The sequence below is a fragment of the Pseudomonas sp. PVC-3-1 genome, assembly GCF_057444315.1.
The window spans coordinates 6,211,145-6,237,244 of the sequence record NZ_CM172023.1 but is presented as its reverse complement, the minus strand read 5'-3'; the positions used below and the strand labels follow the sequence as shown (position 1 = coordinate 6,237,244).

Annotated in this window: 24 protein-coding genes and 1 riboswitch; of the genes, 15 read left to right on the top strand and 9 right to left on the bottom strand. The window is 63.6% G+C overall.

Annotation, left to right across the window (positions count from 1 at the left end; all coding sequences use genetic code 11):
• Positions 1 to 197: 197 nt before the first annotated feature.
• From AC2T4A_RS28725 to AC2T4A_RS28710, 4 genes are read right to left on the bottom strand one after another with little or no spacing between them, the layout of a single operon-like run.
• Positions 198 to 770: a cob(I)yrinic acid a,c-diamide adenosyltransferase gene (locus AC2T4A_RS28725; RefSeq protein ID WP_138521337.1), complete on the bottom strand. Its 573-nt coding sequence runs from the start codon at positions 768 to 770 to the stop codon at positions 198 to 200.
• A 3-nt stretch (positions 771 to 773) separates the two neighbouring features.
• Entirely contained in the window at positions 774 to 2,825 is a 2,052-nt protein-coding gene (locus tag AC2T4A_RS28720; RefSeq protein WP_416744971.1) for a sensor histidine kinase, read from the bottom strand.
• 59 nt (positions 2,826 to 2,884) lie between these two features.
• Positions 2,885 to 3,796 carry a putative 2-dehydropantoate 2-reductase gene (locus AC2T4A_RS28715; protein WP_486742382.1) on the bottom strand — a complete coding sequence of 304 codons (912 nt, stop codon included), beginning with the start codon at positions 3,794 to 3,796 and terminating at the stop codon, positions 2,885 to 2,887.
• Positions 3,797 to 3,833: 37 nt separating this feature from the next.
• On the bottom strand, positions 3,834 to 4,799 hold the full coding sequence (locus AC2T4A_RS28710) for a response regulator (RefSeq protein WP_416744889.1): 966 nt from the start codon (positions 4,797 to 4,799) through the stop codon (positions 3,834 to 3,836).
• Between the two features lie 160 nt (positions 4,800 to 4,959).
• On the opposite strand from AC2T4A_RS28710, the gene AC2T4A_RS28705 reads away from it, so the two are divergent.
• A complete protein-coding gene (locus tag AC2T4A_RS28705) occupies positions 4,960 to 5,439 on the top strand; it encodes a YajQ family cyclic di-GMP-binding protein (protein WP_045209642.1) in 480 nt (159 codons plus the stop codon).
• A gap of 142 nt (positions 5,440 to 5,581) precedes the next feature.
• Positions 5,582 to 6,427 carry a mechanosensitive ion channel family protein gene (locus AC2T4A_RS28700; protein WP_416744890.1) on the top strand — a complete coding sequence of 282 codons (846 nt, stop codon included), beginning with the start codon at positions 5,582 to 5,584 and terminating at the stop codon, positions 6,425 to 6,427.
• A gap of 83 nt (positions 6,428 to 6,510) precedes the next feature.
• Here AC2T4A_RS28700 and AC2T4A_RS28695 read toward each other — a convergent pair whose 3' ends face one another.
• Positions 6,511 to 8,319, bottom strand: coding sequence for an AmpG family muropeptide MFS transporter (locus tag AC2T4A_RS28695; protein ID WP_486742381.1), 1,809 nt, complete (start codon positions 8,317 to 8,319; stop codon positions 6,511 to 6,513).
• Positions 8,320 to 8,359: 40 nt separating this feature from the next.
• A complete protein-coding gene (locus AC2T4A_RS28690; protein ID WP_486742379.1) occupies positions 8,360 to 8,749 on the bottom strand; it encodes an MGMT family protein in 390 nt (129 codons plus the stop codon).
• Positions 8,750 to 8,942: 193 nt separating this feature from the next.
• Between AC2T4A_RS28690 and AC2T4A_RS28685 the strand changes: the two genes are divergently transcribed.
• Positions 8,943 to 9,944: a DUF481 domain-containing protein gene (locus tag AC2T4A_RS28685; protein ID WP_486742378.1), complete on the top strand. Its 1,002-nt coding sequence runs from the start codon at positions 8,943 to 8,945 to the stop codon at positions 9,942 to 9,944.
• A 141-nt stretch (positions 9,945 to 10,085) separates the two neighbouring features.
• On the opposite strand, the gene AC2T4A_RS28680 is transcribed toward AC2T4A_RS28685, so the two are convergent.
• Positions 10,086 to 10,844: an SDR family oxidoreductase gene (locus tag AC2T4A_RS28680; RefSeq protein ID WP_184589133.1), complete on the bottom strand. Its 759-nt coding sequence runs from the start codon at positions 10,842 to 10,844 to the stop codon at positions 10,086 to 10,088.
• A 107-nt stretch (positions 10,845 to 10,951) separates the two neighbouring features.
• Between AC2T4A_RS28680 and AC2T4A_RS28675 the strand changes: the two genes are divergently transcribed.
• From AC2T4A_RS28675 to AC2T4A_RS28620, 12 genes are all read left to right on the top strand, one after another.
• Entirely contained in the window at positions 10,952 to 11,689 is a 738-nt protein-coding gene (locus AC2T4A_RS28675; protein WP_416744894.1) for a HugZ family pyridoxamine 5'-phosphate oxidase, read from the top strand.
• 76 nt (positions 11,690 to 11,765) lie between these two features.
• Positions 11,766 to 12,233, top strand: coding sequence for an FxsA family protein (locus AC2T4A_RS28670; RefSeq protein ID WP_416744895.1), 468 nt, complete (start codon positions 11,766 to 11,768; stop codon positions 12,231 to 12,233).
• A gap of 237 nt (positions 12,234 to 12,470) precedes the next feature.
• The gene (locus tag AC2T4A_RS28665) at positions 12,471 to 12,764 is read left to right on the top strand and encodes a co-chaperone GroES (RefSeq protein ID WP_009617968.1); all 294 of its coding nucleotides are present in this window, start codon (positions 12,471 to 12,473) and stop codon (positions 12,762 to 12,764) included.
• A gap of 48 nt (positions 12,765 to 12,812) precedes the next feature.
• Entirely contained in the window at positions 12,813 to 14,453 is a 1,641-nt protein-coding gene (gene groL / locus AC2T4A_RS28660) for a chaperonin GroEL (RefSeq protein WP_192431525.1), read from the top strand.
• Between the two features lie 73 nt (positions 14,454 to 14,526).
• Positions 14,527 to 14,589, top strand: a riboswitch (Fluoride riboswitch).
• A 64-nt stretch (positions 14,590 to 14,653) separates the two neighbouring features.
• The gene (crcB, locus tag AC2T4A_RS28655; RefSeq protein ID WP_416744896.1) at positions 14,654 to 15,037 is read left to right on the top strand and encodes a fluoride efflux transporter CrcB; all 384 of its coding nucleotides are present in this window, start codon (positions 14,654 to 14,656) and stop codon (positions 15,035 to 15,037) included.
• Positions 15,038 to 15,182: 145 nt separating this feature from the next.
• On the top strand, positions 15,183 to 15,866 hold the full coding sequence (locus AC2T4A_RS28650; protein ID WP_017518075.1) for a response regulator transcription factor: 684 nt from the start codon (positions 15,183 to 15,185) through the stop codon (positions 15,864 to 15,866).
• On the top strand, positions 15,856 to 17,130 hold the full coding sequence (locus AC2T4A_RS28645) for a sensor histidine kinase (RefSeq protein WP_416744897.1): 1,275 nt from the start codon (positions 15,856 to 15,858) through the stop codon (positions 17,128 to 17,130). Before AC2T4A_RS28650 ends, AC2T4A_RS28645 begins: the two co-directional genes overlap by 11 nt.
• 82 nt (positions 17,131 to 17,212) lie before the next feature.
• A complete protein-coding gene (locus tag AC2T4A_RS28640; RefSeq protein WP_416744898.1) occupies positions 17,213 to 17,884 on the top strand; it encodes a class I SAM-dependent methyltransferase in 672 nt (223 codons plus the stop codon).
• Between the two features lie 3 nt (positions 17,885 to 17,887).
• A complete protein-coding gene (locus AC2T4A_RS28635) occupies positions 17,888 to 18,592 on the top strand; it encodes a lipopolysaccharide kinase InaA family protein (RefSeq protein WP_416744899.1) in 705 nt (234 codons plus the stop codon).
• Positions 18,589 to 18,813 carry a hypothetical protein gene (locus tag AC2T4A_RS28630; RefSeq protein ID WP_416744900.1) on the top strand — a complete coding sequence of 75 codons (225 nt, stop codon included), beginning with the start codon at positions 18,589 to 18,591 and terminating at the stop codon, positions 18,811 to 18,813. The genes AC2T4A_RS28635 and AC2T4A_RS28630 overlap by 4 nt, the downstream gene beginning before the upstream one ends.
• A 90-nt stretch (positions 18,814 to 18,903) precedes the next feature.
• Positions 18,904 to 20,103 carry a nicotinate phosphoribosyltransferase gene (gene pncB / locus AC2T4A_RS28625; protein WP_486742377.1) on the top strand — a complete coding sequence of 400 codons (1,200 nt, stop codon included), beginning with the start codon at positions 18,904 to 18,906 and terminating at the stop codon, positions 20,101 to 20,103.
• Positions 20,104 to 20,181: 78 nt separating this feature from the next.
• Positions 20,182 to 21,660: a helicase HerA-like domain-containing protein gene (locus AC2T4A_RS28620; protein WP_486742376.1), complete on the top strand. Its 1,479-nt coding sequence runs from the start codon at positions 20,182 to 20,184 to the stop codon at positions 21,658 to 21,660.
• 152 nt (positions 21,661 to 21,812) lie between these two features.
• Here AC2T4A_RS28620 and AC2T4A_RS28615 read toward each other — a convergent pair whose 3' ends face one another.
• Both AC2T4A_RS28615 and AC2T4A_RS28610 read right to left on the bottom strand, forming a co-directional pair.
• The gene (locus AC2T4A_RS28615) at positions 21,813 to 23,702 is read right to left on the bottom strand and encodes a methyl-accepting chemotaxis protein (protein WP_486742375.1); all 1,890 of its coding nucleotides are present in this window, start codon (positions 23,700 to 23,702) and stop codon (positions 21,813 to 21,815) included.
• Positions 23,703 to 24,154: 452 nt separating this feature from the next.
• Positions 24,155 to 26,050: a methyl-accepting chemotaxis protein gene (locus AC2T4A_RS28610; RefSeq protein ID WP_486742374.1), complete on the bottom strand. Its 1,896-nt coding sequence runs from the start codon at positions 26,048 to 26,050 to the stop codon at positions 24,155 to 24,157.
• Positions 26,051 to 26,100 lie beyond the last annotated feature (50 nt).

Sequence of the window (26,100 nt, the reverse complement as noted above, 5' to 3'; positions counted from 1 at the left end):
ATGGGTATCGCTTCGCTCCACGCCATTCTGCAAAAGCGCTTCCCGCCCCATTCCTACGCCAGTTGCCAAACGATTACGGCTGACGGATGTTTGTAGGAGCGAGCTTGCTCGCGAACAGGCCCGACTTAGAAAAGCTGGGCGGTTCGCGAGCAAGCTCGCTCCTACAGTTTCGGCATTGCCCTGTGCGCGATTGGCAATCAGGCGGGTTTTTCGGCCGCCTGCCAGAGGATTTCTTCCACGCCCTGGCGGCGGGCGATGAAGCGCGCGGCAACGAAGAGCAGGTCGGACAGGCGGTTCAGATAGCGCAGGCCCGCACCTTCCAGCGGTTCCTCGGCGTTCAACTGCTGGCAGCGACGCTCGGCGTTGCGCGCCTGGGCGCGGCACAGGTGGGCGAGGGCGACCAGGCGCGAGCCGCCGGGCAGGATGAAGTTCTTCAGCGGCCCGAGTTCCTCGTTCCAGCGGTCGATCACCTGCTCCAGGCGCTCCACTTCGGCATCGTTCAGCGCGCGATATTCCGGCATCGCCAGCTCACCACCCAGGTCGAACAGGCGATGCTGGATCGGCGCCAGTACGCCAATGACTTCCTCCAATGCACTGCTACGCGCTTCGTTCAGCCCGGCGAGCAGCAGCCCGAGATGGCTGTTCAATTCATCCACCGCGCCCATGGCTTCCACGCGCGGGTGGTGCTTGGGCACGCGGCGGCCGTCGGCCAGGCCGGTTTCCCCGGCGTCGCCGGTGCGGGTGTAGATCTTCGACAGGCGATTGCCCATGGTTCAATGCTCCTTGTCGCCCTGCGCCAGTAGCGGCAGTGGCGGGGATATCTCGGCGCCCAGCGGCAGACGGATGGTAAAGCAGGTGCCCACGCCCAGCTCGGACTGCACCTCCATCTGCCCCTTGTGGTTGTTGGTGACTATGAAATACGAGACTGACAGGCCCAGCCCCGTGCCCTGACCGACTTCCTTGGTGGTGAAGAACGGCTCGAAGATGCGCTTGCGAACGTTCTCCGGCATGCCGCAGCCGTTGTCCTCCACGTGGATTTCCGCCCACGGTGGATTGAGCCGGGTACGCAGGGTGATCCGGCCGTACTCGCCTTCCTCCTCGTCGTCGCGCAGGTGGATGGCCTGGGCGCCGTTCTTCAGCAGGTTGAGCAGGACCTGTTCGATCTCGTTGGCAATCACCGGCACCGGCCCCAGGCGCTGATCGTATTCGTGGACGATCTCCAGCGACTTGAAGTCGAAGCCACCGGTGAGGTCGAAGTCGTTGCCGGCGATCTCCACGGCCTGTTCCAGCAGCGCCGGCAGTTCGCAGGCGGCCATCTGGCGATGGCTGCGGCGGCTGAAGGAGAGCATGTGGGTGACGATCTTTGCCGCCCGCGAGCCAGCGTACTGGATGCCATCCATCAGCTTGGGAATCTCCCGCGCTTCCAGGTAGTGGTTGAGGTCGTCCAGGCGCACGCCGACTTCGCCGGCTACTTCGAGGTTCTTCGGCAGGTCCTGTGACAAGCGTCGGCGGATGTTCTGCACGTTGTGCAGGATGGCGCCCAGCGGGTTGTTGATCTCATGGGCCATGCCGGCGGCGAGGCCGCCGACGGAGAGCATTTTCTCCGACTGCACCATCATCTCTTCCATGCCGAGGCGGTCGGTGATGTCGTCGATGCGGATCACCGCGCCACGGCCGGTGCCGCCCATCAGCGGGTAGAAGGTCAGGGCGTAGTGGCGCGGCGCATCAGTAAGGGCCCAGGTGACGCGTTCAACGCGCTCGACCTTGTGCTGTTCGGCGGCGCGGGTGAGCTGTGGCAGGAAGGGTTTGAGCGACGGGAAGGCAAGGAACACCGGCTGGTTCACCGCGTCGTCCAGGCTGGTGCCGGAGAGTTGGCTGGCTTCCTGGTTCCACTGGGTGACATAGAGCTGCTCGTCCACTGCGATCAGTGCCGACGGCATGGAGTCGATGATGCTGTTGAGGTAGTGCTGGAAGCCGGTGAGCTTCTTCTCGATCTTGCTGCGCACCTGGACTTCCAGTTCCAGCTTGCGGTTCGAGCGGCGGGTTTCCTCGGCCAGCGACTGTGCCTGTTCCACGGCCTCCTGGGCATCGTCGCGGGCGCGCTTGAGCTGCTGCTCGCGGGCCTCGATGCGGGTCAGCATGGTGTTGAAGGCGTCGGCCAGGCGGCCGATCTCGTCGGCGTTGCCGCGTTCGGCTCGCAGGGCATAGTTCTCTTCGCGGGTGACCTGGCGCGAGAGCTCTTCGAGGCTGCGGATCGGCCGGGTGATCAGACGCCTGATCTGTTGGGCGATCAGCAACCAGAGCAGCACCGAGACGGCGAGGATCACCAGGCTGGCGGTGAGGGTGCCGGTGTAGAAGGCGCCGGGCAGCTCGCTGCTGGCTACCAGCAGCAGATAACCGCTGTTGCGGCCGGCCTGGGGTAGCTCGAACAGGGCATTGAGGCGGTACTCGTGCTGGCGCCAGCGCTCCAGGTGATCGAGGCGCTCGGGCAGGGCGATGGGGCCGTTGCTTGGTGTCTGGGCGATGCGCTCGCCATCGCTGTCGTAGAGCGCGGCGGCTCGCAGCGGCTGGTAGTCGTCCAGTTGGCGCAGTAGCACCTGGGCCTGGGTTGGCGAAGACAGAGCCGGTTCGCTGAGCGCCGGGTTGGCGATCAGCCGGCCGATGGTCTGCAGGGCCTGGGGCGCCACGCTGTCCTGGGAAATCCAGTAGGCCGCACTGATGAAGGCGAGGTTGGCCACCAGCATGACGGTCGCCAGCAGCACCAGCAGGGCGGCAAGTATCTTCTGGCCGACCGGCAGGTCTTCCAGGCGCTGGCGCAGGTTCATGGGTGAAGGCATGGGCGCTTTCTTGGAAAAACAGGAGAGGCGGGCAGGGTAGCCCGCGATCAGGTGTCGGGCAATCCGCGCGCTACCAGGTAGGCGCGCAGGCGCTCGTGCAGGGCGCGCAGTCGCGGCAGTGCCAGATGCAGGCGATCACCTTCGCGGCAGGCGTGGCCAAGCAGGTAGGCGATCTCGCTGCGCCGGCCTTTGGCGACGTCCTGGTACATGGAGGAGAAGTTCGCCGCAGTGGCGGTGATCACCCGCTCTACATCGCCCTGCAGTTCCCGTGCGGCGGCGGAGTAGCCAGCGGCATGGAGCAGTTGGCCCAGCTCGTCGCAGAGCCCGGCAACCTCGCTGAGATGGCTGGCCAGCTCGCCGTTGCGGCATTGGTGCAACACGGTGAGCGGGTTGATCGCGCAGTTCAGCGCGACCTTGCGCCAAAGGCGTTCGAGGATGTCGCCGCTCCACTGCACGGGAATCTCGGCGCGGCGCAGGTCGGCCAGCCAGGCCGGCTCCGGGCCGCCCTGTTCGTCGCCCAGCCAGGTCTGGCCGTGACCGGCGAACACCACGCGGAAGTCGGATTCACGGAAGGCGCCTTCAGTGCTGGAGGCATACAGGCAACGGGCGCGCGGCAGGTGGGCGCTGACTGCCTGCTGGCTGCCCAGGCCGTTCTGCAGCAGGATCAGCTCGGCGCCGGGGGCCAGACGGGCGGCCACGCTGGCGGCGGCGGATTCGGCGTCGTAAGCCTTGCAGGCGAGCAGCAGGCGCTGGATCGGCGCACCCTGGCCGGCGGTTTCCGCTGGAATGGGGTAGAGGCTCTCGCGGCCGTCTTCCACCAGGGTGACGCCGCCGAGGGCGCGATAGGCGTTGAGGCGCTGGCGGTCGCGCAACAGCAGGCGCACTGGCAGGCCGGCGCGGGACAGGCGGGCGGCCCACAGGCAACCGAGGCTGCCGGCGCCGAGGATGGTCCAGGTCATGGGGAGAACTTCGCGGGTCGGGGGCTTACCGCGAAGTTTAGCGCAGGCCGGTCAGGCGGCTGGCGTTGATTCGTCCACTGGCGAAGGCGTCGGGCAGCAGCGCGCGTCCCTGCTGCATCACCTGTTCGACCTCCAGGGGCAGCGCCTTGGCGTCCAGGCCCACCAGGCTGATGCCGGCCTTGAGGGTGATGAAACCTTCACTGGTCTTGAATGCCTTGAGGTTCAGACCTTCGTGCAGGCGGCGGAAGCTGCTGGGAGAGCACTCCTGCAGGTCTTCGAGCAGGGTGATCAGGGCGAAGTGCTGGCCGTCGATGCGCGCCAGTACATCCAGCGGTCGCACAAGCTGTTGCAGACGGCGGGCGACCCCGTGGAGCAGTTCGTTCTGGAACGACTGGCCGTGCTTCTGGCCCAGTTCGGCCAGCTCCGGCAGACCGATCAGCATGTAGCACACTGCGCCGCCTCGGGATTCCACCTGACGGATGCTGTCGGCCAGCTTCTGCTTCAGGTAGCGCTGGTTGCCCAGGCCCGTGGCGCTGTCCACCAGGTTGCGCTCTTCCAGGCTGGTGATGTTCTCGGTGAGCAGGCGGTTTTCCATCAGCAGGCGCTGCAGCGTATTGCTCAGACGGTCGGCGGCCAGCACGCGGGGAACCAGTTGTTCGTTCATCGACGACTTGCTGACGAAGTCGTCCACGCCACGGTCAAAGGCCTCGGCCAGGGCGTTGTCGCCCTCCTTGCCGGTGAGCAGGATGATGTAGGTGTAGTGGTCGCCGCTCTCGTCGAGCTGGCGTACCCGCGCGGTCAGCTCCAGGCCGTCCATCTCGGGCATCAGCCAGTCGGCGAGCAGGACGCTCACCGGCTCCTTTTCCAGCAGGTCGAGCGCTTCGCTGGCGCTGCTGGCGAAGCGCACGTTCTGATAGCCGGCCTGACTCAGCGCGCGGCCGATCATGGCGCTGGAGAACTTGGCGTCGTCGACCACCAGAATGCTGAGATGGTTGGTTGGCATGGAAAGGAATGTCTCGCAAACGAGTGGGAAATGCCGACTCTCAGTGTCAGAGGCCGGGCGCAGTCTTGTCTGTCAGTTATAATGACCGCGCATTTTTATCGTCAAGCCAGGCTCGATGCTGACTGTGAACCGCATCGCGCCGTCCATCTGGAGAGATGTCATGCCTTCGTTCGACGTGGTGTCCGAACTGGACAAACACGAACTGACCAACGCCTTGGATAACGCCACCAAGGAACTGGACCGCCGTTTCGACCTGAAGGGCAAGTGCAGCTTCGAGGCCAAGGAAAAGTCCATCACCCTGACCGCCGAGGCGGATTTCATGCTCGAGCAGATGCTCGACATTCTTCGCTCCAGCTTGGTCAAACGCAAGATTGACGCACAGTGCATGGAGATCAAGGACTCCTTCGCCTCCGGTAAGGTGGTCAAGCAGGAAGTCGACTTCCGCGAGGGCATCGACAAGGATCTGGCGAAGAAGATCGTCGCCCTGATCAAGGACAAGAAGCTCAAGGTACAGGCCGCCATCCAGGGCGAGCAGGTACGCGTCACCGGCAAGAAGCGTGACGACCTGCAGGAAGCCATCGCGCTGCTGCGCGGCGAGTCCCTGGGCATGCCGCTGCAATTCAACAATTTCCGCGACTGATGCACGCTCGTTCATAAGAGCTGCGGAACCTCATCGCCCGAGTGACGTCGCAGTAATAGAGTCGCTCGGCGAACTCCCGACCGCCATGGCTTGCCATGGCGGTTTTGTTTTTGGAATGGCAATAGACAAGGGGCCTGCATCCATGGATATGAATTACGAGCAGATCATGAACAGTGCGGAGGCCTGGACTCCGATAGCCCTGACCTACCTGGGCAATGCCGTACTGGCGCTGTTGACTCTGCTGATCGGTTGGTGGGTGATCAACCTGTTCACCCGTCGTGTGGGCGGGTTGCTGTCCACCAAGCACGTGGACAAGACGCTGCAAGGCTTCATCGGCAGCATGGTGAACATCATCCTGAAGATCCTGCTGATGGTCAGCGTGGCCTCGATGATCGGCATCCAGACCACCAGCTTCGTCGCCGCCATCGGCGCCGCCGGCCTGGCGATTGGTCTGGCGTTGCAGGGCAGCCTGTCGAACTTTGCCGGCGGCGTGCTGATCCTGCTGTTCCGCCCGTTCAAGATCGGCGACTGGATCGAAGCCCAGGGCGTGTCCGGCACCGTGGACAACATCATGATCTTCCATACCGTGCTGCGCACCGGCGACAACCGCACCGTGATCGTCCCCAACGGCGCGCTGTCCAACGGCATCATCACCAACACCTCGACTCAGACCACGCGCCAGGTGACCTTCGACGTGAAGCTGGCCTTCGATGCCGACCTGGATGGCGCCCGCGCCATTCTCAAGGAACTGGCCGAGGATTCGCGCGTGCTCAAGTCGCCTGCGCCGGTGGTGGTGGTCGCGGGCCTTGGTGAAAACTCGGTGACCCTGTCGCTGCGCCTGTGGACTGCCAACTCCGACTACTGGGCCATCACCTTCATGCTCAACGAGCAGGTGCGCCAGCGCCTGCGCGATGCCGGTATCGACCTGGCGCCGAACAAGGTGGTGCGCGTGGTCAAGGGCGAGGAGGATTCCGTCCTGGCGGAATGATTCTTCACGCTGAACGAAAAAGGCCGGCATTTGCCGGCCTTTTTCATGGGCACCGTTTCATGGGGCTGTTGTTTGGCCAGGGTTCAGTGACGTTCCGCGCTGGGGTGTTGCGCGGGCGCTTCCGAAGGTTCCTCGGCGGCGCCGTTGGTCATGTCGTTCTTGCGGCGCAGCCACAGCCAACCGATCAGCAGCAGCGTGGGCACGCCCAGCAGGGCGGTGAAGAAGAAGAACCGCTCATAACCCATGCCCTCGACCATGGCGCCGGAATAGCCGCCGATGAAGCGCGGCAACAGCAGCATGGTGGAGCTGAGCATGGCGTACTGGGTCGCGGAGAACTTCAGGTTGGTCAGGCTCGACAGGTAGGCGACGAAGGCCGAAGTGGCGAGGCCGCCGCTGAAGTTGTCGAGCATGATGGTCACCACCAGCATGGTGACGTGGGGTTCCAGCACCTCGAGCATCGCGAAGACGTTCTGGCCCATCAGGTGTGGGTCGTCGATCGCGCCCATCTGCGCCAGCATGGCGAACAGCAGGTTGGTCCCAGCCGAAGCCGCGCCGCCGATGAACAGGATCGGCAGGATGCTGAAGCGGGCGATCAGCACGCCGCCGGCCGCCGCGCCGACCAGGGTCATCACCACGCCGAACAGCTTGCTGACGGTGGCGATGGTGTCCTTGGAGAAGCCCATGTCGATGTAGAACACGCTGGCCATGGTGCCCATGACGGTGTCGGACATGCGATAGGTGGAGATCAACCCGAGCAGCAGCAGCGCCTGCCAGCGGTAGCGGCGGACGAACTCGGTGATGGGCGTCAGCACCGGTGCCATCAGCAGGCGGCCGGGGGCGGAGATGCAGCTCAGGGCGATCAGCAGGTAGAGGATGGCCAGCCACCACTTGCCGGCCTCGGTCATGTTGATGAACGCAGTGCCGGTGACCAGCAGGATGATCAGCACGATCACCGAGACGGCCTGGTGGACGAAATCGAACTGCGGCAGGCCGCGACCGTGCACGGCCAGCAACAACGGGCGGCGTACCTTCGACAGCAGCTCGCGCACCGGGCGGATCTGTCGGCGGCCGTGGGGAGTCATGCACACGCCAATGAAGATCGCGTACAACGCAGCGCGCGGCCAGGCCTGGGCGGTCAGTGCGGTGAGCATCGCCGGCACGGAGATCAGCAGCACCAGCAGGGTCAGCACCGAGAGCAACTGGTGGTTGAAGGCGAAAGCCGAACTGCCGGCCTGCGGCTGCACGTTCACCGGCGGCTCTTTCATCAGCAGCGTGGTGATCAGGCCGGGCAGGATGGCCAGGGAGCACACCGCATAGGTCAGCGCCCAGGCCGACTGGCTGTAGTGCAGGGCACTGGAGCCGGCCCATTCGGCGAGGAACAGTACGCCGGCGGTGGCGAACAGCACGGCAACCCGGTAGCCGGTCATGTAGCAGGCGGCGAGCGCAGCCTGACGGGTGTTCTCGGCGATTTCCAGGCGGTAGGCGTCGATGGCGATATCCTGGGTGGCGGAGGCGAAGGCCACCACCATCGCCAGCGCGATCAGCCAGTTCAGGTGCGATTGCGGGTTGCACAGCGCCATGCCAAGCAGGCCGATGGCGATCAGCCCCTGGGAAAACAGCAGCCAGGAGCGGCGACGGCCCAGCCGGCCGATGAAGGGCAGGCGCCACTGGTCGAGCATGGGCGACCAGACCCACTTGAAGGCATACACCAGCCCGATCCAGCTGGCGAATCCGATGGTTTCCCGAGCGACACCCGCTTCACGCAACCACACCGAGAGGGTGGAGAGCACCAGCATGTAGGGCAGGCCGGCGGCGAATCCCAGCAGCAAAAGCGCGAGGCTGGCGGGAGACTTGTAGGCAATCCATGCCTCTCGCCAGGAATGCTCTTTCATGGGGTGTTTTCCAGCAGGTCAAAAATTCTCGCGAACTTTACTAGGACTGCTCGCCGCTAGGCCAGCCGTGCCGACGTATGTCCACCCGATCGTTATGGATTCTGACACCCTCCGCACGCAATCGTGCGCGCTGCTCGTTACCCGAGACGGTGCCAATGGGCAGGCTGATCCGCCCGCCGGCGGCGATCACCCGGTGCCAGGGCAGCCGCGTGCCCTCCGGCAACTGGCTGAGGATGCGCCCGACGAGCCGCGCTGAGCGGCCCAGGCCAGCGAGGCGGGCGACATCGCCGTAGGTGATGACGCAGCCTTCCGGCACCTGGGCAATCACCAGGAAGATCGCCTCGCGGCGCACCTGCAGGCTTTCCAGCCCGAGATCGGAAGCGGGGGGGCTGGCCGGGGGGGGGCTGGCCGGAGGCTTGGACCTGGGCATCGAATGCACCGTGGCAGAGGGGCTGACGCTCAGGATATCGGTTGTCGCAAGTCTGACAAGTCAGCTGGTTCCTAAGGTCCATCTGTCAGTCATGGTGAACTCCCTGCAACTGGGTCGGTCAGTCGTTGCTCTAGTGTCGGGTATCTGGATAATGCCCGGCTTTTTGCCCACCTAATCCAGTTGAATTCGACTCATGTTGCCCAGAGCCCTACTGTCCATCGCCCTTGCCTCCTGTTCCCTGTCCGCCCTTGCCGATACCGTCTGGTTGAAGAACGGTGACCGCCTCACTGGCACCATCAGGCTGTTCGACGGCGGCAAGCTGCTGCTGGCGACCGACTATGGCGGAGAGATCACACTGAAGTGGGACAAGATCAAGACGCTGGAGACCGACCAGAATCTGTTGGTGAAGTACGACGAGGAGACTGGCGAGCATTCCAAGGGCATCAAGGCGTCGGAAGACGGCAAGGTCACGCTGGTCAACGGCGAGGCGAAGACCGTTGAGCTGGCGAAGATCGAACAGATGATGCCGCCCAAGCCGATCCTGGAAGACTGGGTGTGGACCGGTAACGTCGACTTTTCCCTGGACCACAAGCAGGCCGAGAACGATGTCGAGGACTACGACATCGACTTCAAGACCAATGCCCGCCACGGTCGCTGGCGTCACAACCTGCAGGGCGAATACAACCGCGAGAAGAAGGACAACCAGGTCAGTACGGACAACTACTCGGCCCAGTACGCCCTCGACCGCTTCCTCGACGAGCACTGGTTCTGGCAAGGGCAGGCGCAGTACAAGCGCGACTGGATCGAAGACCTGCAGAAGAAGCGCACCGTTGGTACCGGCCCGGGCTACCAGTTCTGGGATAACGAACTGGGCGCGTTCTCCCTGGCCACGCTGGTCAACCGCAACGACTACGAGTTCGTCGACGACGAGAAGTCGCACTTCTACAGCACCAGCCTGAAGTGGGACTACAACCGCTACCTGCTGGCCAAGCAGTTCGAGCTGTTCACCAACGGCGAGGTCAGCAAGCCGCTGGAGTCCAATGTGGAGTACGAGCTGGAGAGCGAGGCGGGCATCCGCTACAAACTCACCTCTTGGGCGTCCCTGAGCCTGAAGGCCGAGTGGGACAAGCTCAGCGGCAACGATGGCGACGTCAACGAGCGTCGCTATACCGTTGGCCTGGGTGTCGGCTGGTAAGCCGCCCCGGCGTGTAGGAGCGAGCTTGCTCGCGAACCGCATGGCATCGGTGCTGCCGGGAAAGAGTGCGCGAGCAAGCTCGCTCCTACAAAAAGCACAAAAAAGCCCCGCACCTGGCGGGGCTTTTTCATGGGCGGGGGATTACAGACGCAGGCCGCCGTCCAGCTCCAGCACGCGGCCGGTGTAGTAGTCGTTCTCGAGGATATAAGCCACCGAGTGAGCGATTTCCAGCGGCTTGCCCAGGCGCTTGAGCGGAATGCCGGCGGTCATCTTCTCCAGGGCCTCGGGTTTCATGCTGGCGACCATGTCGGTCTCGATGAAGCCGGGCGCCACGCCCGCCACGCGGATGCCGTAGCGTGCCAGTTCCTTCGCCCACACCACGGTGTCGGCAGCCACGCCGGCCTTGGCCGCGGAGTAGTTGGCCTGGCCCATGTTGCCGGCACGGGAGATGGAAGAAATGTTGACGATCGCGCCTTCGTTCTTCAGTTCGATCATCTTTGCCGCCACTTCGCGGGTGCAGAGGAACACGCCGGTCAGGTTGACGTCGATCACCGCCTGCCACTGGGCCAGGCTCATCTTGCTCAGCTCGCCGTCCTTGACCTTGATGGTCAGACCGTCGCGCAGGATGCCGGCATTGTTGACCAGGCCATTGATGGCGCCGAAGTCGCTGGCGACCTGGGCCACCATGTGGGTAACCTGTTCTTCATTGGCGACGTTGCAGATGTAGGCGCGGGCGTCACCACCAGCGGCCTTGCAGGCGGTCACGGCTTCGTCCAGTTTTTCGGCATTGAGGTCAACCAGCGCGACGCGCGCGCCCTTGCCGGAGAGGTACTCGCCCATGGCGCGGCCCAGGCCCTGGCAGCCACCGGTGATGATGATGACCTTGTCTTTCAATTGCATCGGAACAACCCCACGAACAGTTTCTGGTGAAAGGCCCCGCCGGCAGCTGTGCACAGAGTCAGTCCTGCCCGTCCGTTTACGACGGATTCTTTGCGAGGAGTCATAAGTTGAGCGTGAAAGCTGCCAAGCATGCCCGAGAACTGCTGCTCAAGGAATACCGCGGCGTCCTCTCCACCCATTCGAAGAAGTGGCCTGGATTCCCCTTCGGCTCCGTGGTGCCCTACTGCCTGGACCAGGCAGGGCGCCCGCTGATCCTGATCAGCCGCATTGCCCAGCACACCCATAACCTGCAGATGGACGGCAAGTGCTCGTTGCTGATCGGCGAGCGCGGTGTCGACGACATCCAGGCCGCCGGTCGCCTGACCCTGCTGGCCGAGGCGCTGCTGATCGAGGACGTCGATGCCATCGCTGGCGCCGCCGAGCGCTACTACCGCTATTTCCCCGGCTCGCAGGACTACCACATCGTCCACGACTTCGATTTCTGGGTGCTGGAGCCGGTGCAGTGGCGGTTTATCGGCGGCTTCGGTGACATCCATTGGCTGGGTGCGGACAGCGTGCCGCTGGCCAATCCTTTCATCGGCGAGGCAGAAAAGAGCATGGTCGAGCACATGAACAGCGACCATGCCAATGCCATCGAGCACTACGTCGAACTGGCCGGGTTGCCTGCGGGCAAGGGCCCGCAGATGGCGGGAATTGATACTGAAGGTTTCCACCTGCGCATTGGCCAGGGCCTGCATTGGTTGCCGTTCCCCGCGCCGTGCGGCAATCCCGGCGCGGTTCGCCAGGCACTCGTGCAACTGGCCAAGGCGGACGCCTGGCCGGGGAATGAAGTCATCCAGGCCTGAGCATTCCCTTGAAATCGGCGCGGGGCGTCGCCACCTTGCCTGTTATCTGGGCAAACGCCCCGCCAAGGAAATATCGATGCGAGTTCCTCTTTTCCTGATTCTTCTATTCCCGCTGATCGAGCTGGCCGTGATGATCAAGGTCGGCAGCGTGATCGGCGTGGGCTGGACCCTGCTGCTGATTATCGCCGGCGCCTTCATCGGCGCCGCCGTGCTGCGCGTCGCTGGCGTCGCCACCGCGCTGCGTGCCCGTGAGCGCCTGAATCGCGGTGAGCTGCCCGAGCAGGAAATGCTCGAAGGCCTGGTCATCGCCCTGGGCGGTGGTCTGCTGATGCTGCCGGGCTTTATCAGCGATGTCTTCGGCCTGCTTTGCCTGATCCCCTTCACTCGCCGCCTGATGCTTGGCCGCGTGCGTCAGCGCATGCAGGAACAGGCCGAGCGTCGCCGGGCCTTCGCTGATGATCCGGCGGCCCAGCAACGCAGTGGTCCCAGCGTGATCGAAGGCGAGTACCAGCGCCGCGAGGAAGACCGCGACCGCCTGCGTTGAGTTTCGGGCGGCTTCGACCGCCTGGAGCACCCTCCGTTAGCAAATTTTTTTTGGTCACACCCTTGAAATGCCTTGTAGCGACCTTATGTACCGGTCACCGCAAGGTCCCTGTCAGTTGGACAGGCTGCTCTTTACGCGTCTCGCCAGCCGGGACGCAAACCGGCACCGCCGGATTCAATAAAACCTGCCGGGCATCGATCTGGCCGTTGGAAATCACAGTTTGGGAGAGTTACGACTATGAAGCTTCGTCCTCTGCATGACCGCGTCGTCATCCGTCGCAGCGAGGAAGAGACCAAGACCGCAGGCGGCATCGTGCTGCCGGGTTCCGCCGCCGAGAAGCCGAACCGCGGTGAAGTGGTTGCTGTTGGTGCCGGCCGTGTCCTGGACAACGGCGAAGTTCGCGCTCTGGCCGTGAAGGTCGGTGACAAGGTGGTCTTCGGTCCGTACTCCGGCAGCAACGCCATCAAGGTCGACGGCGAAGAACTGCTGGTGATGGGCGAGTCCGAGATCCTCGCCGTCCTGGAAGACTGATTTCAGTCCGTCCACTCCCCACCGAATTCGATTTAGAGGAAACAGAACATGGCTGCCAAAGAAGTTAAGTTCGGCGATTCCGCTCGCAAGAAAATGCTGGTCGGCGTAAACGTCCTGGCCGACGCTGTGAAAGCGACCCTGGGCCCGAAAGGCCGTAACGTCATCCTGGACAAGAGCTTCGGCGCTCCGACCATCACCAAGGACGGCGTTTCCGTCGCCAAGGAAATCGAACTCAAAGACAAGTTCGAGAACATGGGCGCCCAACTGGTGAAAGACGTTGCCTCCAAGGCCAACGACGCTGCCGGTGACGGCACCACCACCGCTACCGTTCTGGCCCAGGCCATCGTCAACGAAGGCCTGAAAGCCGTCGCTGCCGGCATGAACCCGATGGATCTGAAGCGCGGCATCGACAAGGCGACCATCGCGATCGTTGCTCAGCTCAAAGACCTGGCCAAGCCCTGCGCTGACACCAAGGCCATTGCCCAGGTGGGCACCATCTCCGCCAACTCCGACGACTCCATCGGCAACATCATTGCCGAAGCCATGGAAAAAGTCGGTAAAGAAGGCGTGATCACCGTTGAAGAAGGCTCGGGCCTGGAAAACGAACTGTCCGTCGTAGAAGGCATGCAGTTCGACCGCGGCTACCTGTCCCCCTACTTCATCAACAAGCCGGACACCATGGTGGCCGAGCTCGACGGCCCGCTGCTGCTGCTGGTCGACAAGAAGATCTCCAACATCCGCGAAATGCTGCCGGTCCTGGAAGCCGTTGCCAAAGCCGGCCGTCCGCTGCTGATCGTGGCTGAAGACGTCGAAGGCGAAGCCCTGGCTACCCTGGTCGTCAACAACATGCGTGGCATCGTCAAGGTCGCAGCCGTCAAGGCTCCGGGCTTCGGCGACCGCCGCAAGGCCATGCTGCAGGACATCGCCATCCTGACCGGCGGTACCGTCATCTCCGAAGAAGTCGGTCTGAGCCTGGAAGGCGCCACCCTGGAGCACCTGGGTAACGCCAAGCGCGTGGTTCTGAGCAAAGAAAACACCACCATCATCGATGGCGCTGGCGCTCAAGCCGACATCGAAGCTCGCGTTCTGCAGATCCGCAAGCAGGTCGAAGAGACTTCCTCCGACTACGACCGTGAGAAGCTGCAAGAGCGTCTGGCCAAGCTGGCCGGCGGTGTTGCCGTGATCAAGGTTGGCGCTGCCACCGAAGTCGAGATGAAAGAGAAGAAAGCCCGCGTTGAAGACGCCCTGCACGCTACCCGTGCTGCGGTGGAAGAAGGCGTGGTTCCTGGCGGCGGCGTCGCTCTGGTTCGTGCTCTGCAAGCCATCGAAGGCCTGAAGGGCGACAACGAAGACCAGAACGTCGGTATCGCTCTGCTGCGTCGCGCCGTTGAAGCTCCGCTGCGCCAGATCGTTGCCAACTCCGGCGACGAGCCGAGCGTGGTAGTCGACAAGGTCAAGCAAGGTTCGGGCAACTTCGGCTACAACGCTGCTACCGGTGTGTACGGCGACATGATCGAGATGGGTATTCTCGATCCGGCCAAGGTCACCCGTTCGGCTCTGCAAGCTGCTGCTTCCATCGGCGGCCTGATGGTCACCACCGAGGCGATGGTTGCCGAAGTGGCTGACGACAAGGCTGCTCCGGCCATGCCGGACATGGGCGGCATGGGCGGCATGGGCGGCATGATGTAAGCCACCCGGCACCTGCTATACGAAAAAGCCCCGCCTAGGCGGGGCTTTTTCATGGGCGCCGGATATGCCAGTATCCGTCGCAGGAGATGGCATTCCTCCTTCAACCGCCCTTGTGGCTGATGATGCCTACGCATTGACCTGGAAAGGCGCGTAGGCGCTCGCCTGCAGCCTGTCCAAAACACCTTCCCCAGGACAGGACCATGTGGAAATCGATTCTCGCCGTCTCCCTCGGAGCCGCTCTCGGCGCTCTACTGCGCTGGGTGCTCGGGCTCAAGCTCAATACCCTCCTGCCATCCATGCCGCCGGGGACGGTGGTCGCCAATCTGGTCGGCGGCTACATCATCGGCGCGGCCATCGCCTTCTTCGCCAACACGCCGGGCCTGGCGCCAGAATGGCGATTGCTGATCATCACCGGTTTCTGCGGTGGTCTCACCACCTTCTCCACCTTCTCGGCCGAAGTCGTCGTGCTGCTGCAGCAGGGCCGGCTGGCCTGGGCGATGGGCACCGTGGCCACGCACCTTGCCGGCTCCCTGTTGATGACCTTGGCCGGACTCTGGTCTGTTCACGCGCTGATGGGCCGCTAGGCCTTGCTGAAAGAGACGCCGGCAGGCCTCGGGAAGCGCGGCAGTGCTACCGTGTCACTGCGAACAAGTGTGAAAAATCCGTCAAAGGCGTTTAAGTTCCATTTAAGCCAGTTAGGCTAGAGTGCTGTTCGCGAAAGGAGAGCACATGCGTATTCTGTTGGTTGAAGACAATCGGGACATCCTGGCCAATATGGCCGACTACCTGGGCCTCAAGGGCTACACGGTGGATTGCGCCCAGGACGGCCTGTCCGGATTGCACCTGGCGGCGACCTCCCATTACGACCTGATCGTACTGGACGTGATGCTGCCGGGGCTGGATGGCTTCACCCTGTGCCGTCGCCTGCGCGAAGACGCGCGCCGCGACACCCCGGTAATCATGCTCACCGCCCGTGACCAGTTGGACGACCGCCTGCAGGGCTTCCGCTCCGGCGCCGACGACTACCTGCTCAAACCCTTCGCACTCTCCGAGCTGGCCGCCCGCATCGAAGCGGTGCTGCGCCGCAGCCAGGGCGGCGGGCGTCGCGAGCTGCAGGTCGCTGACCTGAGCTACAACCTCGACACCCTCGAAGTGAACCGCGCCGGCAAGCCGCTCAAGCTCAACCCCATCGGCCTCAAGCTGCTCGCCGTACTGATGCAGAAGAGCCCGCACGTGGTGCGCCGCGATGTACTCGAGGAGGCCGTGTGGGGCGACGACTGCCCCGACAGCGACAGCCTGCGCAGCCACGTTCACCAGTTGCGCCAAGTGATCGACAAGCCCTTCGGTTCCTCCCTGCTGCATACCGTGCACGGCGTCGGCTACAAGCTGGCGGAGGAAGCGCATGGAGTATAAGCAGAGCCTTTCCCGACGGATTGTCTTTGCCTTCGTACTCATGACCGCCGCCGTTGGTGGCCTGTTCTCGGTGGGAATCGTCGGCGTTGTCCACATCGTCGAGGAACGTCTGATCTCCCGCGACCTGGGCGGCGAACTGGACCGCATCATCAATGAGGACCTGGGCAACGGCCAGGCTCCCAAGCTAGACCCAGGCATGCGTTTCTTCATCAGCGATGGCGCGGGTGTCTACGCCATGCCGCCAGCCTTGCGCCGGCTGGATACTGGTTTCCATGAGGTGTTTGACGGCGAGCTGTCGTTCCATGCGCTGGCGCGTGATATTGACGGTCGCCGCTTCGTCCTGCTGCAGGACCAGAGCGATTTCGAGGCGCGCGAGCAGATTCTCTACGCTGCCGTCGTGACCGGCTATGTGCTCAGCCTGGCCTTGTCCGGGCTGCTGGGCTGGCTGCTGGCGCGCAAGGTCATGGAGCCGGTGTCGCGCCTGGCGCGCCAGGTTCGCCATCGCGACCAGTTGCTGGAGCTGGCGCCGCCGATGTCGCCGGATTACGCCAACGATGAGGTAGGCGAACTGGCGGCAGCCTTCGATTACGCCATGGGGCGGCTACACGATGTGCTGACCCGGGAGAAACTCTTCACCAGTGACGTCAGCCACGAACTGCGGACGCCGTTGATGGTGATCGCCACCAGCTCCGAATTGCTCGCGGAAGAGCCGGGTCTCAGCCCGCGGGCGCGCGCCCAGCTGGCTCGCATGAACAGTGCCTGCGAAGAGATGCGTGACCTGGTGCAGACCTTCCTGATGCTGGCCCGCGCTCAGCGCAAGGACATGGCCATCGTTTCCCAGGCCGGGTTGCGGCAGATCGGCGACGAGTTGGTCGCACAGTGGCGTGGTCCGATCGAGGCAAAAGGCCTGACGCTGGAGTATGACGTTGGTCAGGAGATGCCCGGCCAATTCAACGCGCCTTTCCTGCGCTCGGTGATGAGCAATTTATTGCGCAATGCCATGCATTACACCGAAAGCGGCAGCATCCGCTTACAACTTGGACCGAACGGATTCTGGGTCGAAGACACCGGTGCCGGCATCCCTGAAGAACAGCGCGAGCGCGTCTTCCAGCCGTTCGTGCGTGGCCAGAACCCGCGTGGTGAGGGGCTTGGCCTGGGGTTGTCGCTGGTCAAGCGGATCTGCGCCTCCGAAGGTTGGGACGTCACGCTGCGTCCGGCCGAGCCCCATGGCTGTCGCTTCGAAGTTCGCCTAGCCATCGTTTGACGAAAACTTCACAAGTGCATGACCCGGCTGTGACAGGCTGGTTTGTATCGTTCGCCCTGAATTCGGGAAAGGTAAATATCCGATGACTGAAAAACCCGTCGACCTGGAGTTCTCTCAAAAGTACGACCGCCAGCACGCAGAGCGTTACCTGCGCAAGCACCAGGCCGGACTCTCCCGGAAACTTTCCCACTGGCGCGATGTCCAAGTCGCCCGCCAGGCTCTCAAGCTTGCCGGCCAGCCCAACCTGGTTCTCGACCTGCCGTGCGGCGCCGGGCGCTTCTGGCCGATGCTGGCCGAAAAGGAGAACCGGGTGATCATCGGGGCGGACAATTCCCCGGACATGATTGCCGTAGCCTGCGCGGGTCAACCGAATGAGGTTGTAAAACGCGTCCGACCTTTGCAGACTTCCGCGTTTGCCATTGATCTGCCCGACAGCGCCGTCGATAGCATCTTCTCGATGCGCCTGATGCACCATATCGGCGAATCTGACGATCGTTTGACGATGTTGCGCGAATTTCACCGCGTAACCCGTGATTCGGTGATCCTGTCGATGTGGGTCGATGGCAACTTCAAGTCCTGGAAACGTGCTCGCGCCGAGTCGAATCGCAAGAAACACGCTTACCAGAACCGCTTCGTGATTCCCGCCAAGACCATCGAGGCGGAGTTCCGCCAGGCTGGTTTCAAGGTCCAGGATCACATTGATTTCGTCCCGCTCGTACACATGTGGCGGGTCTACATTCTGCGTAAGGAGTGATGGATGGCCGTTGATCTGGCTTCGCTGCAGCAAATTTCCGGTGAGAACGCCATCGACCGTTGGCTCCAGGTGCCCGGCAAGTGGGTCGAGGAACCCAACCGTCGGCGCGGCGGCGAAAGCGGCGTGCAGCGAGTCCTGACCTCCGACGGCCGCATGCTCTATCGCAAGCAGCAGATGGGTCACATCTACCGTGACCTGCTGCATCCCTTCGGTTATCCGACCGCCATTCGCGAGCGTAACGCCCTCAAGGCCGCCGAAGCGCTGGGCGTGAAGGTGCCGACGCTGGTCTACGCCGGTTGCCGCAAGGTCGATGGCGAATGGCAGGCGCTGCTGGTCACCGAATCCCTGGACGGTTTCACCAGCCTGGAAGACTGCTACGCCCGTGGCGACCAGGAGCGCTGGGGTGAAGCCCTGCACCAAAGAATTCTGCAACATTACGGTAGTACCCTTGCAAAACTTAACGCCGGTCGCTGGCAGCATGGCTGCCTCTACCTCAAGCATGTGTTCGTGAAGGTGGACGGCGAGAAGATCGAAGTGGCCCTGATTGACATGGAAAAGGCTCGCCAGCGCTTCAGCGCCCAGCGTGCCGCGCGTCACGATCTTCGCCAGGTAAAACGCCGCTCGTCGTGGACAGAGGCGCAATGGCAGGCCTTTGTCTATGGTTACCAAGCGGCGTTTGGCAGCGCCATCAAAGGGTTGCAGACATGAAGTTAGAAATCACGCGAGGTTTGCTCCTCGTTGGCGCGCTCGGGGTGGCGACCCTGGCGGCGGCGGCCTGGCATGAGCCGGGGCCTTCGGTCATTTCCGGAAAAGGCGGCTTGGACAGCTGTCCGATGCCGCCCAACCTGCGCGCCAAGCAACAGGACATCCGCCCGGATGACGACCTGCTGCTCTTCCTGTTCGGGATGACGCAGAGCAAAGCACGCTGATTTCTGATTCCAACTCGAAACCCCGCCTCGGCGGGGTTTTTTGTGGGCGACGGGTTTAGACTGCCGGTTCAAGCCTGCAATGAGATGAGCATGAGCGACAGCGCATTTTCCCGGCGGATCGTGCAGAACCTGCTGGATACCGACTTCTACAAGCTGAGCATGATGCAGGCGGTACTGCACAACTACCCCAATGCCGAGGTGGAGTGGGAGTTCCGCTGCCGCAACGAGGAGGACCTGCGCGCCTACCTGGACCCGCTGCGCGAGCAGATCGAGCGCCTGGCGGAGTTGTCCTTCTCCCCCCAGGACCTGGCTTTCCTCGAACGTATCCCGTTCTTCAAGCCCGACTTCATCCGCTTCCTCGGCCTGTTCCGCTTCAATCCCCGTTATGTGCAACTGGGCGTGGAGAACGAGGAGCTGTTCCTGCGCCTGAAAGGGCCGTGGCTGCACGTGATTCTCTTCGAGGTGCCGCTGCTCGCGAGTATCAGTGAAGTGCGCAACCGCCACCGCCACCCTGGTACGACGCTGACGATGGTCCGCGAGCGCCTGCAGGAAAAGTTCGACTGGCTGCGCAAGGAGGCCAGCGCCGAGGAACTGGCGGGCTTCAAGATGGCCGACTTCGGCACCCGCCGGCGCTTCTCCTATCCGGTACAGGAAGCGGTGGTGCGCGACCTGCGCGACGGCTTCCCCGGCCACTTCGTCGGCACCAGCAACGTACACCTGGCGCGGGAGCTGGGCGTCAAGCCACTGGGCACCATGGCCCATGAGTGGCTGATGGCGCATCAGCAGCTCGGCCCTCGGCTGATCGACAGCCAGGCCGCCGCGCTGGACGCCTGGGTGCGTGAGTACCGCGGGCAACTGGGTATCGCCCTGACTGACTGCATCACCATGGACGCCTTCCTGGCGGACTTCGACCTGTATTTCGCCAAGCTCTTCGACGGCCTGCGCCATGACTCGGGCGATCCGCTGGAATGGGCGGAAAAGGCCATCCGGCACTACGAGCACCTGGGTATCGACCCGCTGACCAAGACCCTGGTGTTCTCCGACGGCCTCAACCTGCCACGGGCGCTGGAAATCTACCGCGCGCTGCGCGAGCGGATCGATGTCAGCTTTGGCATCGGCACCCATTTCACCTGCGATGTGCCGGGTGTACAGCCGATGAACATCGTGCTGAAGATGACCGCCTGCAACGGCCACCCGGTGGCAAAGATTTCCGACGAGCCTGGCAAGACGCAGTGCAAGGACGAGAACTTCCTGCACTACCTCAAGCACGTCTTCAAAGTCCCGGCCTAGTCGATTGCGAAGCGCGGCGGGACGCGCCACTCTTGTTGAAGCACTCATTGCGACAGGCCCACTGAAGGGGAACAACGGATGTCAGTCACGAAGCAACTCATCATCGGTGCGGGCCCCGACGGGCAGCCGGTCGGCCAGTCCTGGAAGCTCGCCAACCGTCACGGCCTGATCGCCGGCGCCACCGGCACGGGCAAGACGGTGACGCTGCAGCACCTCGCCGAATCCTTCAGCGATGCCGGTATCGCGGTGTTCGCCGCCGACATCAAGGGCGACCTGTGCGGCATTGCCGCCGCTGGCAACCCGCAGGGCAAGGTGGCCGAGCGTATCGCCAGCATGCCCTGGCTGAACTACAAGCCCCAGGCCTACCCGGTCAGTATCTGGGACGTGGCTGGGAAGACCGGCCACCCGCTGCGCACCACATTGTCCGAGATGGGCCCGCTGCTTCTGGCCAACCTGCTGGAGTTGACCGAGAGCCAGCAGGCCGCGCTGTTTGCCGCGTTCAAGGTGGCCGACCGCGAAGGCCTGCTGCTGCTCGACCTGAAGGACCTCAAGGCGCTGCTCAACCACTTCAAGGAACACCCGGAAGTGCTCGGCGAGGACCGCGCGCTGTTCACTGCCGCCTCGTCCCAGGCGCTGCTGCGGCGCCTGGCGCTGCTGGAGCAGCAGGGCGCAGAAGATTTCTTCGGCGAGCCGGCGCTGCAACTGGAGGACCTGCTGCGCCCCGAAGCCGACGGCCGCGGCCGCATCCACCTGCTGGATGCCAGCAAGCTGGTGCACGATGCGCCCAAGGTCTACGCCACCTTCCTGCTCTGGCTGCTGGCCGAGCTGTTCGAGCAACTGCCCGAGCGCGGCGATGCGGACAAGCCCATCCTCGCGCTGTTCTTCGACGAGGCGCACCTGATGTTCAACGGCACGCCCAAGGCCCTGCAGGATCGCCTCGAACAGGTGGTGCGGCTGATCCGCTCCAAGGGTGTGGGCGTGTACTTCGTCACCCAGTCGCCCAGCGACCTGCCGGACGACGTGCTGGCGCAACTGGGCCTGCGCATCCAGCACGGCCTGCGCGCCTTCACGGCCAAAGAGCAGAAATCCCTGCGCGCGGTGGCCGATGGCTTCCGCCCGAACCCGGCGTTCGACACCCTGAAGGTGCTCACCGAACTGGGCATCGGCGAGGCGCTGGTCGGCACGCTGGAAGAGAAGGGCACGCCGGCCATGGTCCAGCGTGTGGCCGTGGCGCCGCCACAGTCGCGCATCGGCCCGCTGACCGATGCCGAGCGTGCCGACCTCATCCGTCGCTCGCCGTTGGCCGGACGTTATGACCAGCCGATTGACCGTGAGTCCGCGTACGAAAAGCTCACCGGCCGCGCCGACGACAAGATGGCGCCGACTCAGGGGAAGGAGGAGAAAGGCACCGACTTCGGCGGTATGGCCGGCGAGATCCTCGGTTCCCTGGCCAGCCAGGTCAGCAAGACGGTGGTGCGCCAGGCGGCGAACCAGATTGGTCGGCAGTTGGTGCGCGGGCTGATGGGCGCGCTGCTGGGCGGTAGCAAGCGGCGTTGAGGTGAGCGGGCCATGCCCGCGATCGTGCAGATAGTGCCGCCCCGAAACCAGACAACAGGGATGTTCGCGAGCAAGCGCCCCGACCTGTAGGAGCGAGCTTGCTCGCGAACAAAAAAAGGCGCCCGCAGGCGCCTTTTTCATAGCTGCCGCGGTCAGATGCGGAAGCTGTCCACCAACTGGCGCAGGCGGCCTGCCTGGTTCTCCAGGTCCGCGCAGGCGCGCAGCGTGGCCTGGAGGTTTTCCACGCCTTCCTGGTTCAGGGTGTTGATCTCGGTGATGTCCATGTTCAGCGAGTCGACCACGGCGGTCTGCTCTTCGGTGGCGGTGGCGACCGACTGGTTCATCGAATCGATCTCGCCGATGCGGTGGGTGACGCTGGCCAGCCGCTCGCCAGCGCGGTTGGCAATCTCGACGCTCTCCAGGCTGTAGCGCTGGCTTTCGGTCATGGTATCCACGGCTTCGCGGGCGCCGATCTGCAGCTCCTCGATCATCTTCTGGATCTGCTGCGCGGACTCCTGGGCGCGGTGAGCGAGGTTGCGCACTTCGTCCGCCACCACGGCGAATCCACGACCCGCCTCGCCGGCGCGGGCGGCTTCGATGGCGGCGTTCAGCGCCAGCAGGTTGGTCTGCTCGGAGATGCCCTTGATCACCTCCAGAATCTGCCCGATGTTCACCGTACGGCTGTTCAGCGACTCGATGTTGGCGCAGGCCGAGCTGATCTTGTCCGACAGCATGTTCATCGCGCTGATGGTCTGCTCGACCACCTGGCGGCCGTCACCGGCCTGGTGCGAGGCGTCGGTGGCGTGGTGCGAGGCATCGGCGGCGTTGCGGGCGATTTCCTGGGCGGCGGCGCCCAGCTCGTTGATCGCCGCGGCCACGCTGTTGGTGCGGTTGGATTGCTCGTCGGAATTACTCATGGACGAGTTGGAGGCATTCACCACCAGTTGCGAGACGTCGTGCAACTGGCGCGCGGTGGAGGCCACTTCGCGGATGGATTCATGGATGCGCTCCACGAAGCGGTTGAACGCGTTGCCCAGCACGCCGAACTCGTCGTTGCTGGCGACCTTCAGGCGCTTGGTCAGGTCGCCTTCGCCCTGGGCGATGTCTTCCATGGCGCGGCCCATGGTGGTCAGCGGCTGCATCAGCACGCGGATCAGCATGCCCAGCAGGAGCAGGATGGCGACGATGGCGATGGCGGCGGCGATGATGGCCGAGGCGCGGAACTTGCTCAGCATGGAGTAGGCCGCGTCCTTGTCGATGGACAGGCCGATGTACCAGTTCACGGACGGCAGGCCCTTCACCTGGGTAAAGCTGAGGATGCGGGTGTGGCCATTGAGCTCAGCCTCGCTGAAGCCGCCGCCGATTTTCGGGGTGTTCTGCGGGTAGATGTCGGAGAGGGACTTCATGATGAAGCTCTTGTCCGGGTGCACCAGGATCTTGCCGTCGCCGCTGACCAGGAAGGCGTAGCCCATGCCGCTGAAGTCCAGCGAGTTGATGATCTGCACCAGGGTCTGCAGGCCAAGGTCGCCGCCGACTACACCCAAGGTCTTGCCGCCAGCGCGGGCCGGGGTCGCCACGGTCATGATCAGTTCCTGGGTGGCGGCGTCGATGTACGGCTCGGTCAGCGTGGTGCCGCCAGCGGCGACGGCATCCTTGTACCAGGGGCGGGTGCGCGGGTCGTAACCGTCAGGCATGGCGCTGTTGGGGCGCATGGTGAAGGTGCCGTCTTCCTGGCCCAGGTAGGTGAAATTGAAGGTCTTGCGCAGGCTGTCCTGCTCCAGCAATGCGCTCAGATGTTCCGCTGCGCTGTCGCGGGCAATGGTCTGTGCGGTGCTTTCGATCAGCAGCAGCCGGCCACTCAGCCAGTTCTGGATGTTGCTGGCGCTCACGTCGCCCATTTCCCGCAGATAGTCTTCGAGGTCCTCGCGGATCGCGTTGCGCTGCAGGTAGTCGTTGTAGAGGGTGAAGAGGGCGAATGCCGAGAAAACAACAAGAGAAGCGGCCAGGAGAATCTTATGGCTGAATTTCAGGCTCTTGATCATGCTGCGTCGAGTCCGGAAGTAGTGGGATGCCTGAGCGGCGTTGGTCCGGGCGACAGATCCGGTGTCGCCGCAGGACGTCCGTTCCTGTGGTGTGAAACGGACGGCGCCGGCGCGGCGGATAGCCGTGCGGGCGTGGCCGGAACTCCCTTGTGCCGGCGGTGACGACAGGCCCGGTTTGTTGGTTGGTATCAAAGGCCTTCACCCTTGATTTCGGCGTGCCCGAGGGAAGCTTGAAAGAGTCGGACGAACGGTAGGAGTGGCTCTGTGGTAGGTGTTTCAGCGGTGATACAGGCTGGTTGGGGCCAAGCCTGAGAAAGCGGAATTTGGTGGTAGGGTCGGGATGGGCAGGTTCGCGAGCAAGCTCGCTCCTGCAAGAGCCCCGACCTGTAGGAGCGAGCTTGCTCGCGAACAAAAAAGGCGCCAAAAGGCGCCTTTTTTCATCTTCGCAAGAATCAGATACGGAAGCTGTCCACCAACTGGCGCAGCCGGCCTGCCTGGTTCTCCAGGTCCGCGCAGGCGCGCAGCGTGGCCTGGAGGTTTTCCACGCCTTCCTGGTTCAGGGTGTTGATCTCGGTGATGTCCATGTTCAGCGAGTCGACCACGGCGGTCTGCTCTTCGGTGGCGGTGGCGACCGACTGGTTCATCGAATCGATCTCGCCGATGCGGAGGGTGACGCTGGCCAGGCGCTCGCCAGCGCGGTTGGCAATCTCGACGCTCTCCAGGCTGTAGCGCTGGCTTTCGGTCATGGTATCCACGGCTTCGCGGGCGCCGACCTGCAGCTCCTCGATCATCTTCTGGATTTCCTGCGCGGACTCCTGGGCCCGGTGGGCGAGGTTGCGCACCTCGTCCGCCACCACGGCGAATCCACGGCCAGCTTCGCCGGCGCGGGCGGCCTCGATGGCGGCGTTCAGCGCCAGCAGGTTGGTCTGCTCGGAGATGCCCTTGATCACCTCCAGAATCTGCCCGATGTTCACCGTGCGGCTGTTCAGTGACTCGATGTTGGCGCAGGCCGAGCTGATCTTGTCCGACAGCATGTTCATCGCGCTGATGGTCTGCTCGACCACCTGGCGGCCATCGGCGGACTGATGGCTGGCGTCGGTCGCATGGTGCGAGGCGTCGGCGGCGTTGCGGGCGATTTCCTGGGCGGCGGCGCCCAGTTCGTTGATCGCCGCGGCGACGCTGTTGGTGCGGTTGGCCTGTTCGTCGGAGTTGCTCATCGAGGAGTTGGAAGCATTCACCACCAACTGCGAGACGTCGTGCAGCTGGCGTGCGGTGGAGGCCACTTCGCGGATGGACTCGTGGATACGCTCGACGAAACGGTTGAAGGCATTGGCCAGCACGCCGAACTCATCGTTGCTGGCGACGTTAAGGCGCTTGGTCAGGTCGCCTTCGCCCTGGGCGATGTCCTGCATGGCGCGCCCCATGTCGGTCAGTGGCGCCATCAGCACGCGGATCAGCATGCCCAGCAGGAACAGGATGGCGATGATGGCGATGACGGTGGCGATGATGGCGGTGTTGCGGAAATCGCTCAGCATCGCGTAGGCGGAATCCTTGTTGAGCACCAGGGCGACGTACCAGGTCACGCCCGGCAGGCCTTTCACCGGGGTCATGGAGACCAGCTGGTCCTCGCCGTTGATGCTGACTTCCTGCACGCCCGGCTGCACCTTGGGTGCGCCTTGCTGGTAGACCTCGCCGAGGCTCTTGAAGATCAGGCTGCTATCGGGGTGCAGAAGGATTTTGCCGGCGTCGCTGACCAGGAAGGCATAGCCATCGCCGTCGAACTTCAGCGAGTTGATGATCGCCGTGATGGTTTCCAGCTTCATGTCGCCGGCGGCCACGCCGACCAACTGGCCATTGCGCATGACCGGCATGGACATGGCGAGGATCTGCTCGTTGGTGCCGGCATCGAGGAAGGGCTCGGTCACGATCAGCCGGCCGGCGGCCACGGCGTCCTTGTACCAGCCGCGGGTGCGCGGGTCGTAGCCGTCGGGCATCGGCGCATAGGGGCGCATGGTGAACACGCCGCTGGCGGCTTCACCGAGGTAGACCGATTCGAAGTTCTTCTGGAACACCTGCTGCTCCAGCACGTGCTGGATGCGCTCGGACGTCGGTTCGCCATCGGCCAGTTGCGCAGCTTCCGCTTCCACCAGTTGGATGCGCCCCTCCAGCCAGCTCTGGATGTTGCTGGCGGTCAGGCTGCCGACCTCGGAGAGATAGGATTCGGTGTCAGAGTGGATCGCGTCGCGCTGGCGCAAATCGTTGAAGAAGATGAAACAGGCGAAGGCGAAGGTAACCACGAGGGAGGCAGCCAGGAGAATCTTCCTGGAGAAGGACAGCGAACGAAGCATTGGTAAAGCATCCTGCTGTGAAACGGGTTTGAGCAGGCTGTATCGGCAGC

Excerpts from the sequence above, each read along its gene's own strand:
- AC2T4A_RS28725 (WP_138521337.1), bottom strand. The coding sequence starts at position 770 with ATGGGCAATCGCCTGTCGAAGATCTACACCCGCACCGGCGACGCCGGG.
- AC2T4A_RS28720 (WP_416744971.1), bottom strand. The coding sequence starts at position 2,825 with ATGAACCTGCGCCAGCGCCTGGAAGACCTGCCGGTCGGCCAGAAGATA.
- AC2T4A_RS28715 (WP_486742382.1), bottom strand. The coding sequence starts at position 3,796 with ATGACCTGGACCATCCTCGGCGCCGGCAGCCTCGGTTGCCTGTGGGCC.
- AC2T4A_RS28710 (WP_416744889.1), bottom strand. The coding sequence starts at position 4,799 with ATGCCAACCAACCATCTCAGCATTCTGGTGGTCGACGACGCCAAGTTC.
- AC2T4A_RS28705 (WP_045209642.1), top strand. The coding sequence starts at position 4,960 with ATGCCTTCGTTCGACGTGGTGTCCGAACTGGACAAACACGAACTGACC.
- AC2T4A_RS28700 (WP_416744890.1), top strand. The coding sequence starts at position 5,582 with ATGGATATGAATTACGAGCAGATCATGAACAGTGCGGAGGCCTGGACT.
- AC2T4A_RS28695 (WP_486742381.1), bottom strand. The coding sequence starts at position 8,319 with ATGAAAGAGCATTCCTGGCGAGAGGCATGGATTGCCTACAAGTCTCCC.
- AC2T4A_RS28690 (WP_486742379.1), bottom strand. The coding sequence starts at position 8,749 with ATGCCCAGGTCCAAGCCTCCGGCCAGCCCCCCCCCGGCCAGCCCCCCC.
- AC2T4A_RS28685 (WP_486742378.1), top strand. The coding sequence starts at position 8,943 with ATGTTGCCCAGAGCCCTACTGTCCATCGCCCTTGCCTCCTGTTCCCTG.
- AC2T4A_RS28680 (WP_184589133.1), bottom strand. The coding sequence starts at position 10,844 with ATGCAATTGAAAGACAAGGTCATCATCATCACCGGTGGCTGCCAGGGC.
- AC2T4A_RS28670 (WP_416744895.1), top strand. The coding sequence starts at position 11,766 with ATGCGAGTTCCTCTTTTCCTGATTCTTCTATTCCCGCTGATCGAGCTG.
- AC2T4A_RS28665 (WP_009617968.1), top strand. The coding sequence starts at position 12,471 with ATGAAGCTTCGTCCTCTGCATGACCGCGTCGTCATCCGTCGCAGCGAG.
- groL (WP_192431525.1), top strand. The coding sequence starts at position 12,813 with ATGGCTGCCAAAGAAGTTAAGTTCGGCGATTCCGCTCGCAAGAAAATG.
- crcB (WP_416744896.1), top strand. The coding sequence starts at position 14,654 with ATGTGGAAATCGATTCTCGCCGTCTCCCTCGGAGCCGCTCTCGGCGCT.
- AC2T4A_RS28650 (WP_017518075.1), top strand. The coding sequence starts at position 15,183 with ATGCGTATTCTGTTGGTTGAAGACAATCGGGACATCCTGGCCAATATG.
- AC2T4A_RS28645 (WP_416744897.1), top strand. The coding sequence starts at position 15,856 with ATGGAGTATAAGCAGAGCCTTTCCCGACGGATTGTCTTTGCCTTCGTA.
- AC2T4A_RS28640 (WP_416744898.1), top strand. The coding sequence starts at position 17,213 with ATGACTGAAAAACCCGTCGACCTGGAGTTCTCTCAAAAGTACGACCGC.
- AC2T4A_RS28635 (WP_416744899.1), top strand. The coding sequence starts at position 17,888 with ATGGCCGTTGATCTGGCTTCGCTGCAGCAAATTTCCGGTGAGAACGCC.
- AC2T4A_RS28630 (WP_416744900.1), top strand. The coding sequence starts at position 18,589 with ATGAAGTTAGAAATCACGCGAGGTTTGCTCCTCGTTGGCGCGCTCGGG.
- pncB (WP_486742377.1), top strand. The coding sequence starts at position 18,904 with ATGAGCGACAGCGCATTTTCCCGGCGGATCGTGCAGAACCTGCTGGAT.
- AC2T4A_RS28620 (WP_486742376.1), top strand. The coding sequence starts at position 20,182 with ATGTCAGTCACGAAGCAACTCATCATCGGTGCGGGCCCCGACGGGCAG.
- AC2T4A_RS28615 (WP_486742375.1), bottom strand. The coding sequence starts at position 23,702 with ATGATCAAGAGCCTGAAATTCAGCCATAAGATTCTCCTGGCCGCTTCT.
- AC2T4A_RS28610 (WP_486742374.1), bottom strand. The coding sequence starts at position 26,050 with ATGCTTCGTTCGCTGTCCTTCTCCAGGAAGATTCTCCTGGCTGCCTCC.